The 13,840-nt window shown below is 62.9% G+C and carries 12 protein-coding genes; 5 read left to right on the plus strand and 7 right to left on the minus strand.

Annotation, left to right across the window (positions count from 1 at the left end; translation table 11 throughout):
* Positions 1-615 precede the first annotated feature (615 nt).
* The 3 genes from grpE (at position 616) to dnaJ (ending at position 4,427) form a co-directional block, all read left to right on the plus strand.
* Positions 616-1,152, plus strand: coding sequence for a nucleotide exchange factor GrpE (gene grpE / locus AC1MEM_RS05630; protein ID WP_499475879.1), 537 nt, complete (start codon positions 616-618; stop codon positions 1,150-1,152).
* A gap of 99 nt (positions 1,153-1,251) precedes the next feature.
* On the plus strand, positions 1,252-3,195 hold the full coding sequence (dnaK, locus tag AC1MEM_RS05635) for a molecular chaperone DnaK (RefSeq protein ID WP_499475880.1): 1,944 nt from the start codon (positions 1,252-1,254) through the stop codon (positions 3,193-3,195).
* A 98-nt stretch (positions 3,196-3,293) separates the two neighbouring features.
* Positions 3,294-4,427, plus strand: coding sequence for a molecular chaperone DnaJ (gene dnaJ, locus AC1MEM_RS05640; RefSeq protein WP_499475882.1), 1,134 nt, complete (start codon positions 3,294-3,296; stop codon positions 4,425-4,427).
* 253 nt (positions 4,428-4,680) lie between these two features.
* Here dnaJ and AC1MEM_RS05645 read toward each other — a convergent pair whose 3' ends face one another.
* The 4 genes from AC1MEM_RS05645 to gntR form a co-directional block, all read right to left on the minus strand.
* Positions 4,681-5,751 (minus strand): porin, encoded by a 1,071-nt coding sequence (locus AC1MEM_RS05645; protein ID WP_499475883.1) that lies wholly within the window; start codon positions 5,749-5,751, stop codon positions 4,681-4,683.
* 27 nt (positions 5,752-5,778) lie between these two features.
* A complete protein-coding gene (locus AC1MEM_RS05650) occupies positions 5,779-7,095 on the minus strand; it encodes an MFS transporter (RefSeq protein ID WP_499475884.1) in 1,317 nt (438 codons plus the stop codon).
* Between the two features lie 32 nt (positions 7,096-7,127).
* A complete protein-coding gene (locus AC1MEM_RS05655; RefSeq protein ID WP_499475885.1) occupies positions 7,128-7,643 on the minus strand; it encodes a gluconokinase in 516 nt (171 codons plus the stop codon).
* 145 nt (positions 7,644-7,788) lie between these two features.
* Positions 7,789-8,811, minus strand: coding sequence for an HTH-type transcriptional regulator GntR (gene gntR, locus AC1MEM_RS05660; RefSeq protein WP_499475886.1), 1,023 nt, complete (start codon positions 8,809-8,811; stop codon positions 7,789-7,791).
* 198 nt (positions 8,812-9,009) lie between these two features.
* On the opposite strand from gntR, the gene can reads away from it, so the two are divergent.
* Together can and AC1MEM_RS05670 are read left to right on the plus strand one after the other, a co-directional pair.
* Positions 9,010-9,687: a carbonate dehydratase gene (gene can, locus AC1MEM_RS05665; protein WP_499475887.1), complete on the plus strand. Its 678-nt coding sequence runs from the start codon at positions 9,010-9,012 to the stop codon at positions 9,685-9,687.
* A complete protein-coding gene (locus AC1MEM_RS05670; protein WP_499475888.1) occupies positions 9,684-10,058 on the plus strand; it encodes a nucleotide pyrophosphohydrolase in 375 nt (124 codons plus the stop codon). Before can ends, AC1MEM_RS05670 begins: the two co-directional genes overlap by 4 nt.
* 72 nt (positions 10,059-10,130) lie before the next feature.
* Here the strand turns inward: AC1MEM_RS05670 and AC1MEM_RS05675 are convergent, their stop codons facing one another.
* The 3 genes from AC1MEM_RS05675 to gabD all read right to left on the minus strand — a co-directional run bounded on the left by AC1MEM_RS05675 (position 10,131) and on the right by gabD (position 13,788).
* Entirely contained in the window at positions 10,131-11,855 is a 1,725-nt protein-coding gene (locus AC1MEM_RS05675) for a carboxylesterase/lipase family protein (protein ID WP_499475889.1), read from the minus strand.
* A gap of 160 nt (positions 11,856-12,015) precedes the next feature.
* Entirely contained in the window at positions 12,016-12,333 is a 318-nt protein-coding gene (locus AC1MEM_RS05680) for a DUF4844 domain-containing protein (protein WP_499475890.1), read from the minus strand.
* Positions 12,334-13,788 carry an NADP-dependent succinate-semialdehyde dehydrogenase gene (gene gabD, locus AC1MEM_RS05685; RefSeq protein ID WP_499475892.1) on the minus strand — a complete coding sequence of 485 codons (1,455 nt, stop codon included), beginning with the start codon at positions 13,786-13,788 and terminating at the stop codon, positions 12,334-12,336. It abuts the gene before it with no gap.
* Between the last annotated feature and the right edge of the window lie 52 nt (positions 13,789-13,840).

The following is a 13,840-nucleotide window of genomic DNA, read 5'->3' on the forward strand; positions in this document are numbered from 1 at the left end:
CCCTGCGAGCGTGTGAAAAAAACCTCCATGGCTGCGTTGCATTCGTCTCGCCGTACTAGCGTACTGTCTTCGACGATGCGCCTTGCCCTGGAGGGTTTTTCACACGCTCTACGGTGCAGCACGGCTCCTTGCAAGTTCATGGAACCGTTGTGGTACGCAGGGTGGGCATGCCCACGCGTTCAACAGGCCGGCGCGCAACGCAAAACTGATTCCCATTCTGGCCGCCCGGTCACCCCCAACCGGACCTCTACCTGCCCACCTGCTAAAATGGCATGTTTTGACGGCGTGCCCTACACCCCGGCGTAGCAAATGCACGCTACCGCAAGCGCGGTGTAGACCACGACGGCGCTGCTGATCATCTTCAATTTCATGCTGGCTCCCTTGGCCTTGGTTCTTGTTCTGGCGACGCTGTAATGCGTAGAAGAATGGTAGAGCTCTGGCCGCCGGAAAGAACCAGCTCATCGGTAACTGTTGTAACAAATGTTGTCGGTCTTTCTGTCAACACCTGTGCAATACCCCTTGAAAATGTAGGAGATCGCCCCATATGCGGCGCTGTACGACGAGGTATGTCCGTCTCATTATTCAGCCAAGTATTTGATTTCAGGAGTGTTTTCGATGCAAGATCAAGAAAATCCAGAGGTGATTCCCCAGCCAGAGAGCGACACCGCTCCTGCCGCCCCGGCAAACGGCGAACCCGGCCTCGAGGAACAGCTGAGCGCGACCGAAGCCAAGCTGGCTGAAATGCACGACGCGTTCATGCGTGCCAAGGCCGACGCCGAGAACATCCGCCGCCGCGCCCAGGAAGACGTCAGCAAAGCCCACAAATTCGCCATCGAAAGTTTCGCCGAGGCCATGGTGCCGGTACGCGACAGCCTCGAAATGGCACTGAAGGTGGAAGCGCCGACGGTCGACTCGATCAAGGAAGGCGTCGAGATGACGCTCAAGCAGCTCACCAGCGCCTTCGAGAAGAACCGCCTGGTCGAAGTGATGCCGGCGCCGGGCGACAAGCTTGACCCGAACAAGCACCAGGCCGTGGCTGTCGTGCCGGCCGAGCAGGAAGCGAATACGGTCGTGACCGTTTTGCAAAAGGGCTACATGATTGCCGACCGCCTGTTGCGTCCGGCCATCGTGACTGCAGCAGCACCAAAATAAGAAAAATCAGTGTGCTGATCGGCAACGGCCCTTGAAAGCACTCCGTTTTTCCCAATATTCCAAATATCCGAAACTTCAGTAATCTAAAGGAAAAAAATCATGGGCAGAATCATCGGTATCGACCTGGGCACCACGAACTCGTGCGTCGCGATCATGGAAAACGGCCAGCCAAAGGTCATCGAGAACGCCGAAGGCGCGCGCACCACGCCGTCGATCATCGCTTACCAGGAAGATGGCGAGATCCTCGTCGGTGCACCTGCGAAACGCCAGGCTGTCACGAACCCAAAGAACACCCTGTTCGCCGTCAAGCGCCTGATTGGCCGCAAGTACGATGAAAAAGAAGTGCAAAAGGACATCGGCCTGATGCCGTACCAGATCGTCAAAGCCGACAACGGCGATGCATGGATCGGCGTGCGCGACAAGAAGCTGGCGGCACAGCAGGTGTCGGCTGAAATCCTGCGCAAGATGAAGAAGACCGCCGAAGACTACCTCGGCGAAGAAGTCACCGAAGCCGTCATCACGGTGCCGGCCTACTTCAACGACTCGCAGCGCCAGGCAACCAAGGACGCCGGCCGCATCGCGGGCCTGGACGTCAAGCGCATCATCAACGAGCCGACCGCGGCCGCGCTGGCTTTCGGCCTGGACAAGACCGAAAAGGGCGACCGCAAGATTGCCGTGTATGACCTCGGCGGCGGCACCTTCGACGTGTCGATCATCGAGATCGCGGACGTCGACGGCGAGAAGCAGTTCGAAGTGCTGTCGACCAACGGCGACACCTTCCTCGGCGGCGAAGACTTCGACCAGCGCATCATCGATTACATCATCGACGAATTCAAGAAGATCAACGGCCTCGACCTGTCGAAAGACGCGATCGCCCTGCAGCGCATCAAGGCCTCGGCCGAGCGCGCGAAGATCGAACTGTCGTCGTCGCAGCAGACCGAAATCAACGAGCCGTACATCGCCATGGCGAACGGCGCGCCGGTCCACCTGAACCTGAAGATGACCCGCGCCAAGCTGGAATCGCTGGTCGAGGAACTGATCGCCAAGACGATCGAGCCATGCCGCACCGCCATCAAGGATGCCGGCGTCAAGGTCACCGACATCGACGACATCATCCTGGTCGGCGGCATGACCCGCATGCCGAAGGTGCAGGAAAAAGTGAAGGAATTCTTCGGCAAGGATCCACGCAAGGACGTGAACCCGGACGAAGCCGTCGCCGTCGGCGCTGCCATCCAGGGTTCGGTCCTGTCGGGCGAGCGCAAGGACTTGCTGCTGCTGGACGTGACGCCTTTGTCGCTGGGTATCGAAACCCTGGGCGGCGTGATGACCAAGATGATCCACAAGAACACGACGATCCCGACCAAGTTCTCGCAGGTGTTCTCGACCGCCGACGACAACCAGCCGGCAGTGACCATCAAGGTCTACCAGGGCGAGCGTGAAATCGCGGCCGGCAACAAGGGCCTGGGCGAATTCAATCTCGAGGGCATCCCGCCGGCATCGCGCGGCACCCCGCAGATCGAAGTGACCTTCGACATCGACGCCAACGGCATCCTGCACGTCGGCGCGAAAGACAAGGCCACCGGCAAGGAAAACAAGATCACCATTAAAGCGAACTCGGGCCTGACCGAGGACGAGATCCAGAAGATGGTGAAGGACGCCGAGCTGAACGCCGAAGAAGACAAGAAGGTCAAGGAACTGGCCGAGTCGCGCAACCAGGCCGACGCGCTGGTCCACTCGACCCGCAAGTCGCTGACCGAATACGGCGACAAGCTGGAAGCGGGCGAGAAGGAAAAGATCGAGGCAGCCATCACCGACCTCGAGGGCTCGATCAAGTCCGGCGACAAGGCCGACATCGACAACAAGACGGCCGCACTGACGACCGCTGCGCAAAAGCTGGGCGAAAAGATGTACGCCGACATGCAGGCGCAGCAGGCTGGTGGTGCCGGTGCGGAAGGCGGCGCCCAGCAGGGCGGCGCCGAATCGTCGGCCCAGGCTGACGACGTCGTCGATGCCGATTTTAAAGAAGTAAAAGACGCGAAGTAATTTTTATCGCGTAAAACGGCCGAGCCGCCGACCTATGGTTGGGGGCTCGGTTTTTTTGCTCAGACAGTTTCGTTTAGTAGACAACAGCAAGGTGCCAAATGGCAAAGCGTGATTTTTACGAGATCCTTGGGGTCGCGAAGGGTGCTTCGGAAGAAGAGATCAAGAAGTCTTATCGCAAACTGGCGATGAAGTACCACCCTGACCGCAACCCGGACAACAAGGAAGCGGAAGAGAAGTTCAAGGAGGTCAAAGAGGCCTACGAGATGCTGACCAATCCGGAGAAGCGCGAGGCCTATGACCGTTACGGTCACGCCGGCGTCGATCCAAACATGGGTGGCGGCGGTGGGTTTGGTGGCGGCGCCGGCGGTTTCGGCGATGCCTTTGGCGATATCTTCGGCGACATCTTCGGTGGCGGCCGCGGCGGACGCGGCGGCGGTGGACCGCAGGTGTACCGCGGCGCCGACCTGCGCTACAACCTCGAGATCACGCTCGAGCAGGCGGCCAACGGCTTCGACACGACCATCCGCGTGCCGAGCTGGGACAAGTGCGACACCTGCCACGGCAGCGGCGCCAAGCCGGGCACCCAGCCGGTCACCTGCACCACCTGCGCCGGCCATGGCCAGGTGCGCATGCAGCAGGGCTTCTTCAGCATCCAGCAAACCTGCCCGAAGTGCCACGGCAGCGGCAAGATGATTCCGGAACCTTGCCCATCGTGCAGCGGCGCGGGCCGCATCAAGCGCAACAAGACGCTGGAAGTCAAGATTCCGGCCGGTATCGACAACGGCATGCGCATCCGCTCGACCGGCAACGGCGAACCGGGCACGAATGGCGGCCCGTCGGGAGATTTGTACGTCGAGATCCACATCAAGCCGCACGCGGTGTTCCAGCGCGAAGGCGACGATCTGCATTGCGAAATGCCGATCTCGTTCACCAAGGCAGCCATCGGCGGCGAAATCGAAGTGCCGACCCTGACCGGCAAGGTGTCGTTCACGGTGCCGGAAGGCACGCAGACCGGCAAGACCTTCCGTTTGAAGGGCAAGGGCATCAAGGGTGTGCGTTCAGGCTACGCGGGCGATCTGTTCTGCCACATGGTGGTCGAGACCCCGGTCAAGCTCACCGACAAGCAGAAAGACCTGCTGCGCGAGTTCGACCGTCTCACCAATGAAGGCGGCGCCAAGCACAGCCCGCAAAGCAAGGGCTGGATGGACAAAGTGAAAGACTTCTTCGAGTAAGCGCTGTAAATAAAAAAACCGCCGGTGGCATCAGCCCCCGGCGGTTTTTTCATGCCTTACGTAGGGTGGGCTCCGCCCACGCGGTGATACGCACCGGCTCCGATATCGTGCACGATGACCTTGCCGGCACGTATCACCGCGTGGAGTCATTGATGCCGGGGGCATCAATGACGAGTCCGGCGAACCCGTCATTGCGGTCATTGGCCACAATGACCCCATACGATTCTTTGCTCTCCAGCACCGTGACTCCGGTTCAGAACCGGTGCCGCAGGCCCACCGTGAACTGGCGGTCGCCGGTGCCGGCTTCTTCGCTATTACCCTCGGTATAGGCCGCGCCGTTATGATTGCTGATACGCGCAAACGAGGTGTACACGTCGCTGCGCTTCGAGAACGCATACATATAGGCCACGCCGAACTGGCGCGCATCCTGGTTGAAGCGGGTGCGGTCATCCTTGCGCACATAGCTGGCCACGACCGTGCTGGCGCCCCAGGGGGCGGAGGCCGCCAGCAGCAGGTCGCGGCTGTCGGTCGATGCCACCGGCGGAGTGCCGCCGAACAGCGCCTGGGTATTGTTCAGCGGCGAACTATTCAGCCCCTTGTTGATCTCGTAGCCGGCATAAGCACGCAGCGGGCCGAAGTTGTAGTTCGCTCCCAGCAAGGTGTTGCGCGCGTCCTCCAGCCCTTTCAGCGTCAGCGTATCGTTGTTGCGGCGGTGGTGGGCCAGGCGCGCGCTGAACGGTCCCTTGCTGTAGCCGAAGGAGCCGCCCCAGGCGCGCGAGGCCGCGCTGTCGCCGGCCACTTCGCCCGGCACATACATCAGGTCGCCACTGAAGCCATCGATCTCGGGCGAGCGGTACAGGATCGAATTGCTGGCCCGGAAGCCCGTCGGCGCCATCAGGTTGTTGGAGCGGATGATGCCGTTGCGCAGCGGGTCGACCACGACGTTGAGCGTGGTGAACAGCGGCGTGTCCTGCAGGCCGACCGACAGTGCGCCGTAATGGCCACGCAGGCCGACCAGGGCGGCACGGCCGAACAGGGTGTTGTTCTGGGTCGAGCTGCCGTTATCGCCGTGGATGCCGCCTTCGATGACAAAGAAGGCGCTCGTTCCATTGCCCAGTTCCTCGCTGCCGCGAAAGCCCCAGCGGCTCTGGGTCGCCATGCCGCTGGTGACGCGGGTCGAGGTGCCGGCCACGCCGCCCTTGTCGACCGACACGCCCAGGTCCATCACACCGTAAAAGCCGACTGCCGTTTGTGCGCACGCAGCGGTACTGCCCAGCGCCAGGATGGCGGCGGCAAGGGCGGGGGAAAAGCTTATTTTTTTCATTATATTGTCTCGTTGGTGGTCAGGTGCTCAGGTCGCGGGCAGGGCGTTGGCACGCTCTTGTGGTTCAGGAATCGGCTCGATCTTGCCCAGCACGAAGACGAAGCAGACAATGCCGATCACCAGGATCACGCCGGCGACGAAGAACGCATTCGTGAAGGAATTGGTCGCCCCCACGATGTAGCCGGTGACGATGGGCGCGGCTGCCCCCATCAGGTTGTTGGCGAAGTTCATGATGCCGCCGATGGTGCCGGCGCCGCCTTTTGGCGCGATCAGCGATGGCAGCGACCAGCCCACCGGCGCCGCCGACGCGAGCCCGCCCAGTGCGATCGAGATCCAGAAAATCGCCCAGGCCGGATCGGTGGTCTGGGTTGCGCCGAACACGGCCAGGCCGAACATCATCCCGACCACCAGCACGGCTTTACGTACCTTCGATTCGTCGTGCCCCTTTTTGATCAGGTGGTCGATCAGCCAGCCGCCGACAAACAGGTCGGTCAGGGTGGCAAAGGCCCAGGGAATGGCCGCGAAGCCGGCCGATTTGATGATGCTCATGTGCATGGTCTGGACCAGGTAGCCGGGCAGCCAGGTCAGGAACAGGTAGAAGGTGTAACCGTAGGCGGCAAAGCCGATGGTCAGGCCCCACACCTTCGATTTGGTCAGCAGGTAGCCGAGCATGCTGACGGCGCCGGCATCCGACGGGCCTTCGGGCGCGCCGCCGTTATCCTTGATGTAGTTGTATTCGGCCTTCGACAGCTTGGTGTCGGCGCTCGGGTCGCGGTAGAAGAAATAGAAGCCGAAGAAATAGCTGAAGCTGAGCGCGGCGGTCAGCGCAAAACCCCAGCGCCAGCCAAAAGCGACCACCGTGACGGCGACCAGCGGCACCCCGATCACATTGGAAAACTTGGCGGCGGCATCGAAGATGGCGGTGGCCAGGCCGCGCTCATTGCGCGGGAACCAGTAGCCGGTGGCCTTGGCACTGACCGGGAAGGCCGGCGCCTCGGCGATGCCGAGCAGTACGCGGGCGGCGAAGATGCCGGCAAAGCCGCTCGAAAACGCGGTGATCACCGACGCCAGGCCCCACAGGAAGGCGCCCCAGCGGCCCACGCGGGTGGGGCCGAAGCGGTCCATCACCATCCCGACCGGAATCTGCAGCAGGGAATACGACCATGCAAAGGCGCTGAACAGCAGGCCCATTTCGACCGGGCTCAGGGCGAACTGCTCCTGGATCTGCGGAGCGGCGACCGACAGGCCGATGCGGTCGATGTAATTGATCAGCACGCCGATGCCGAGCAGGGCGCCGATGCCCCAGCGGCGCCGGGCGATGCCCTTGTTGGATGTAAAGCTCATGTCGTCTCCTTGATGTAATGGGTTGATGGGCTCTAACGGCCCTGGGTGTGCAAAATTTCCTGTGCCAGGTCGGCGGGATCCTTGACGATGTCGAGCCGCAGCCCCTGTTCGTCCGGTCCCAGGGGCTCGAGGTCGGCCAGCTGGCTGTCGAGCAGGGAAGTGGGCATGAAATGGGCCGTGCGCGCCAGCATGCGCTGGGCAATGAGGCCGCGCGCGCCGTCCAGGTGGACGAAATGCAAGTCCGGATCGGCTTCGCGCAGCAGGTCGCGGTAGCGCCGCTTGAGGGCGGAGCAGGCCAGCACCAGCCCCTCGTTGCGGGCATGGGCGGCGGCGATTTCATCCTTCAGGGTGGCGAGCCAACCGGCGCGGTCCGCATCGGTGAGGGGGATGCCGGCCGCCATCTTGTCGACGTTGGCGGCGGGGTGGTAGGCGTCGCCTTCGAGGAAGGGCACGCCGAGCGAGGCGGCGAGGCGCTGGCCGACTTCGCTCTTGCCGCAGCCGGATACGCCCATCACCACCCAGCGCAGGGGAAGCTTGCTGTTGTTCATTGAGACTGTCTCGTGGTTGGTTGACGCTTTTGTTAGCGCTAACATTTTCGGGCAAGTCTACCCCGACGAGAAAATTTGTAAACAATTATTTATGCTGCAATGCAGCAGATGGAATCGCGGGCCGCCGAGGGAAAACTGTGTGGAATCAAGCGCTTTCGCGCGCCATCAGGGTAAAGCCGAGGTCGATGCGGGTCTGGGCAGGATGTTCGCCCCTGATGATAGCGCGCAACAAGCTGGCTGCTTCGAAGCCCACCCGGTAGCGCGGGGTGCCGATGGTGGTGACCGAAGGATTCATCCAGGCCGAGGCCGGTAAATCGTTGAAGCCGCAGATGGCCAGGCGTTCCGGGACGGCGATGCCGCGCCGCTGGCACTGGTAGATGGCGCCGTGGGCGAGGTCGTCGTTACAGCAGAAAATCGCGTCGCAATCGGGGACGACGGCCAGCATGCGGCCCAGCAGTTCGGCGCCGAGGGCGATGGTGGACGGATCGGACACCATGGTTTCCAAACGCGGATCGTGGAGGCCCGCTTCCTGCATCGCCTTGCGGTAGCCCTCGGCGCGCTTGAGCGTACGCTCGTCGAGCTGGGCGCCCATGAAGCCGATGCGCCTGCGGCCCTTGTCGATCAGGTAGCGCGTCATGGTGTAGCCCGCCTGCAACTGCGAAAAGCCCACCGAGAAGCGCTCCGGATCGGTCGACAGGTCCATCATCGACACCACGGGCAGGTTCGAGGTGGCCAGCAATTGCGTCACTTTATCGCTGTGGGTGAGGCCCGACAGCAGGATGCCGGCGGGGTGCGACTGCAAATAAATACTGAGCAGCTTTTCCTCTTCGGCGTCCGAGTAGCGCGTGTTGCCGATCAGGATCTGGTAGCCATCGGCCTCGAGCGCGTCCTGGATGCCGGCCAGCACGGCGGTGAAGACGGCGTTCGACAGCGAAGGCACCAGCACCACGATGACGTTGGACTCGGCCGTGGCCAGCGCGCGCGCGGCGCGGTTGGGCACGTAGGCCAGCTCGGAAACGGCCTGCTGCACGCGGGCGCGCAGGGCGGCGGAGACCTGGTCCGGATGACTGATCGCGCGCGACGCGGTCATCGTGGCCACGCCGGCACGGGCGGCAACATCGGCGAGGGTGGCACGGCCGCTGGCGCGGCTCCTGGCAGTCTTGGTCATGGGTACACGGGCAAATTTGGTATCGTTATCATACCTTGTCTGATGGCTGGACGAAGCGACGGGGCCCCTGCTGCGGCCGCGAGCGCGCCCGGCGGCTTGATAGACCGGATCTTTTTTTATGTTGCGTTTACAATACGCGAAGCTCACACAAACTCACGGAAGGACGCAGCCTGCGCCTTTCCCCAGCAGGAGAATTGAATGGCAAAAACACCGACTGGCCTGACCGCTGCCGACCTCTTCGCGCGCAACCGTGAATGGGCGGCATCGATGGTCGAACAAGACCCGGGCTTCTTCAAAGATTTGGCTTCGCAGCAGGCACCCGAATACCTGTGGATCGGCTGTTCGGACAGCCGCGTGCCGGCCAACGAACTGCTGGGCATGGCGCCGGGCGAACTGTTTGTGCACCGGAACATCGCCAACGTCGTCGTCCACTCCGACCTGAACTGCCTCTCCGTGCTGCAGTTCGCGGTCGACGTCCTGAAGGTCAAGCACGTCATCATCTGTGGCCATTACGGCTGCGGGGGCGTGAACGCGGCGCTGACCGGTACCCGCGTCGGGCTGGCCGACAACTGGCTTGGCCACGTGCGCGACGTGCGCGAGAAACATGGCAAATACCTCGGCAACGTGGCCGGCGTCTCGGCGGCCAACCGCCTCGTCGAACTCAATGTGGCCGAGCAGGTGATCAACGTGGCGCAAACGACGATCGTGCGCGACGCCTGGGAGCGTGGCCAGCCGCTGACCATCCACAGCTGGGTCTACGGCGTGCACGACGGCCTGTTGCGCGACCTCGGCATTACCGTCAGCAGCTTCGACGAAATCGCGCCCAAGCTCGCCGTCGTGCTCGACGGCTACCGCGATCGCGGCGAGGACCTGTGAACACCCCGGCAGGCCAGGGTGACCTGGCCCGGCTGCGCGAACTCGTGCGCGTCTTCGTCGACGAGCGCGACTGGGACCAGTTCCACACGCCGAAGAACCTGGCGTCGGCGCTGTCGGTCGAAGCGGCCGAGCTCCTTGAACATTTCCAGTGGCTGCAGCATGGGCGTGCCGATGAACTCGGCGCCGGCAAGCTGCTCGAGGTGCGCCACGAGATGGCGGACGTGCTGGTGTACCTGGTGCGCCTGGCCGACAAGCTCGACGTCGACCTGATGGCGGCGGTCGAGGAAAAGATGGTCCTCAACCGCGCGAAGTACCCGGCCGACAAAGTGCGCGGCGACGCCCGCAAGTACCACGAGTACAAGGACGCCTGATTAGTAGGGCGGGCACGGAGTGCCCACCCTACACGGTCTGCCGAAGCGGGCCGTTACGCGTTCACAAAGCCATCAGAACGTCACGATCCGTCCCCACGCCGTTGTGCACTTGTGATCCGCATCGAAACTGCTCAAGGCTTTGATCCCGCCGCCCGACGCCACATCCAGGCCCAGGACCTTGTCCGGCCCCGTAAACACCGGCCACTCCGCCGGCACTGCGCCGCCGCTGTTCGGATTCCCCGTCTTCGCGAAATTGCTCCAGTAACGCGTCATCGCCGTCTGCAGCTGACGCCGTTCGTCATTGCCGAGGTCACCCAGGTTGTACAAATACTGCAAATCGTAGGAGTGCGCGGCACCCTGCGGGAAGCTCAGGTAGTACTTGCCGTTGGCGACACCGACGCTGGGCAAGGCGGTCTGGTCGCGGAATTCATACATATAGACGGGCGAGCCCTGTGCGGCGATACGCTGGGAGGTGCGCAAGGCCGGGCAGGAGAAGCCCAGGTCGGTCGCCAGGCTGGCCGCCGCCAGGCTCGGCTGGGTTGCCGGATTGCTGCCGTAATCGGCCAGCGGATAGAAGTTCGCGATGATGTCGTTGGCGTTGATACCGCTTCCCGCGGTCAGGCCGGCGATGGTCGGTGCATAGCCCGCGGCCGGGAGCGAGAAGCTGGTATTCGCCGGATCGAAATTCGGCGGCGTCGCGGCTGCCCGGCGGCCGGCTTCGTTGATGGCGATATACAGCGCGTACTCGTTTTCATTGGTGCCGTTGACGGTCGGTACCTTGATGTTCTCGCCGGCGGCGAAAGTCGCTTTCACCGACTTCGGCAACACCTTTCCGTCGACCGAGGGCACCATGATCGGCAAGGCCGTGCTGATGGCAGTGGCGAGATAGGTGCGGATCACCGAATCCGGCAGGCTGCGCAGGCACTCGGCCGTGACAGCTCCCGGCGTGCAGTTAATGCCGGTCACGCCCGCGGCCCTGGCCGCATTGATCGCCGTGTCGACGATGCCCTGGCTGACTGCCCCCATCTGCGCCGCGCTGAGCTGGCGGTCGTTGCCGTAGTTCCCGCTCTGGATCATGGCCTTGCTGAACAGGCCCTTCGAACCAGGCGAGGCAAGATGGGTCATCACGCTGAAGCCGCCGGCCGATTCGCCGAAGACCGTGACGTTGTTCTTGTCACCGGCGAACTGGACAATATTTTCCTGCACCCACTTCAAGGCCGCCTGCTGGTCCATGATGCCGTAATTGCCCGCGGCGCCATCCACGGCCAGCGTTGGATGCGCGAGGAAACCCATCGCGCCGAGCCGGTATCCGACGTTCACGACGATCACGCCTTTGGTGACGAGCGGCGACGGGTCCGCATACACCGAGGCGCCGCCGGTATTGAAGGCGCCGCCGTGCAGGTTGACCATGACCGGGAACGGGCCGAGCCCGGTTGGGGCGTGCACGTCCAGGTAGAGGCAGTCTTCGCTGTCGCCGCTCAGGCGGAAGGGGCTGGCGCTGGTCTGCAGGCAGGGCGCGGCCGATTTGGTGTTCGCCAGGGTGGTGGTCCATTTTTGCGGCGGGACTGGTGCGGTCCAGCGCAAATTGCCGACCGGCGGCGCGGCGAACGGGATGGCGAAATAGCTGCGCATGCCGAGGCGGTCGACGGCCCGGACTTCGCCGCCGGCAGTGTTGACGACGTCCATCGCGCTGCTCGGGTCCGAGTAGGTACCGCCGCACGCGCCAAGCAACAGCACGACGCTCGATGCGAGCACGATCTTCAACCGTTTGCGGTGATGCAATGCTTTCTTTCTCACTGCGTGTCTCCTTGTTTTCGTTGGCTTTTTTTGGTGCGGCCAGGACGATCAGGGAGTTCGCGAAGAGCATGGCGTCCCCGATTTGATCATGTGCAATTGATCATAACGGGTAATTGAACAGCGTGGAATAAATACGCGCCGGCGGTTCGGAGCGCCCAAGCTACAAAGTACTCAGCACCCCATCCGAATCGTCGATGCCGAGGATATTCATCAGCGTATCGAATTCCGCGGCGAGGTATTCGCGCGCTTGCGTGTCGGCGCCATCGACTGCTTCCAGGGTTTTGCGGAACTGCTTCATGACCCAGAATTTGGTCGGGTGCGCCTCGACGCCTTCGAGCAGCCGGCCAGCAAGCAGGTCGAGTTGCGCGCCCAGGTTTTCGGGCCTGGGCCGCTGCCGATACGCGCGCAAGCCGTCGAGCACGCGCGGCACAATGAATAGCGGCGCATCGACAAGGCTCGCCAACGGGTCACGCGTCATTCACACGCCACCCATGCAGATGTATTTCACGACCAGGTAATCGTCCATCCCGTAGATCGAACCTTCTCTCCCGAGCCCCGACTGCTTCACGCCGCCGAAGGGCGCGACCTCGGTCGAGATCAGCCCGGTGTTCACGCCCACCATGCCGGTTTCGATCTGCTCGGCCACGCGCCAGACGCGGCCGATGTCGCGCGAGTAGAAGTAAGAAGCGAGTCCGAACTCGGTGTTGTTCGCCATGGCGATGACTTCGTCTTCGGTAGTAAAACGGAACAGCGGCGCCAGCGGACCGAAGGTTTCTTCACGCGCGACAGCCATGTCCGCCGTGACGTCGGCTAGCACGGTCGGCTGGAAGAAACTGTGGCCGAGTTCGTGGCGCTTGCCGCCCACCAGCAGGCGCGCACCCTTGGACAGGGCATCGGCGATGTGCTGCTCGACTTTCACGACGGCTTTTTCTTCGATCAGCGGCCCCTGGTTGACGCCCGCGTCGACGCCATTGCCGACCTTCAGTTTATTCACCGCCGCAACCAGCTTCTGCGCGAAGGCTTCGTAGACGCCGTCCTGCACATAGATCCGGTTGGCGCAGACGCAGGTCTGGCCGGCGTTGCGGTATTTGGAGGCGATCGCTCCCTCGACGGCGGCGTCGAGGTCGGCGTCATCGAACACGATGAAGGAGGCATTCCCGCCCAGTTCCAGCGAGATTTTCTTGATCGTCGGCGCGCATTGTTCCATCAGCAGGCGCCCCACCGCGGTCGAACCGGTGAAGCTGAGCTTGCGGACGACCGGGTTGCTCGTCATCTCGCCGCCGATCGCCTTCGAGTCGCCGGTCACGACGCTGAACACGCCTTTCGGGACGCCGGCGCGCTCGGCCAGCACGGCCAGGGCCAGCGCCGAATACGGCGTCAGCTCGGCGGGCTTCAGCACGATCGGGCAGCCGGCAGCCAGGGCCGGGCCGACCTTGCGGGTGATCATCGCGGCCGGGAAGTTCCACGGGGTGATGGCCGCGCAGACGCCGATCGGCTCCTTGGTGACGACGATGCGGCGGTCGGGCCAGGGCGATTGCAGGGTTTCGCCGGCGACGCGCTTGGCTTCTTCTCCGAACCACTCGAAGAAGGAGGCCGCATACGCTACTTCGCCTTTCGCTTCCGCCAGCGGCTTGCCCTGTTCGGCCGTCATCAGCAGCGCCAGGTCGTCGGCGTTTTCCAGCATCAGGTCGTTCCACTTGCGCAGGATGAGGCTGCGTTCGCGCGCCGTCTTCTTGCGCCAGGCCGGCCAGGCGGCGGCTGCCGCGTCGATCGCGCGCCGGGTTTCCTGGGCGCCCATGTGCGGCACGGTGCCCAGTTTTTCGCCGGTCGCCGGATTGATCACGTCGACCGTGGCGCCTTCATTGGCATCGCACCATTCTCCGTCGATATAGGCTTGCTGGCGCAACAGCGTTGGGTCTTTCAGGTTCAGCATGGGGTTCCTCGTTCGCTCGATCGATAGCAAACCGACATAGTAGACCTTTTTT

Source organism: Telluria sp. AIW5 (assembly GCF_056680575.1).

What these genes read in the sequence shown, in the direction of transcription:
- grpE (WP_499475879.1), top strand. Translation starts at nt 616, where the DNA reads ATGCAAGATCAAGAAAATCCAGAGGTGATTCCCCAGCCAGAGAGCGAC.
- dnaK (WP_499475880.1), top strand. Translation starts at nt 1,252, where the DNA reads ATGGGCAGAATCATCGGTATCGACCTGGGCACCACGAACTCGTGCGTC.
- dnaJ (WP_499475882.1), top strand. Translation starts at nt 3,294, where the DNA reads ATGGCAAAGCGTGATTTTTACGAGATCCTTGGGGTCGCGAAGGGTGCT.
- AC1MEM_RS05645 (WP_499475883.1), bottom strand. Translation starts at nt 5,751, where the DNA reads ATGAAAAAAATAAGCTTTTCCCCCGCCCTTGCCGCCGCCATCCTGGCG.
- AC1MEM_RS05650 (WP_499475884.1), bottom strand. Translation starts at nt 7,095, where the DNA reads ATGAGCTTTACATCCAACAAGGGCATCGCCCGGCGCCGCTGGGGCATC.
- AC1MEM_RS05655 (WP_499475885.1), bottom strand. Translation starts at nt 7,643, where the DNA reads ATGAACAACAGCAAGCTTCCCCTGCGCTGGGTGGTGATGGGCGTATCC.
- gntR (WP_499475886.1), bottom strand. Translation starts at nt 8,811, where the DNA reads ATGACCAAGACTGCCAGGAGCCGCGCCAGCGGCCGTGCCACCCTCGCC.
- can (WP_499475887.1), top strand. Translation starts at nt 9,010, where the DNA reads ATGGCAAAAACACCGACTGGCCTGACCGCTGCCGACCTCTTCGCGCGC.
- AC1MEM_RS05680 (WP_499475890.1), bottom strand. Translation starts at nt 12,333, where the DNA reads ATGACGCGTGACCCGTTGGCGAGCCTTGTCGATGCGCCGCTATTCATT.
- gabD (WP_499475892.1), bottom strand. Translation starts at nt 13,788, where the DNA reads ATGCTGAACCTGAAAGACCCAACGCTGTTGCGCCAGCAAGCCTATATC.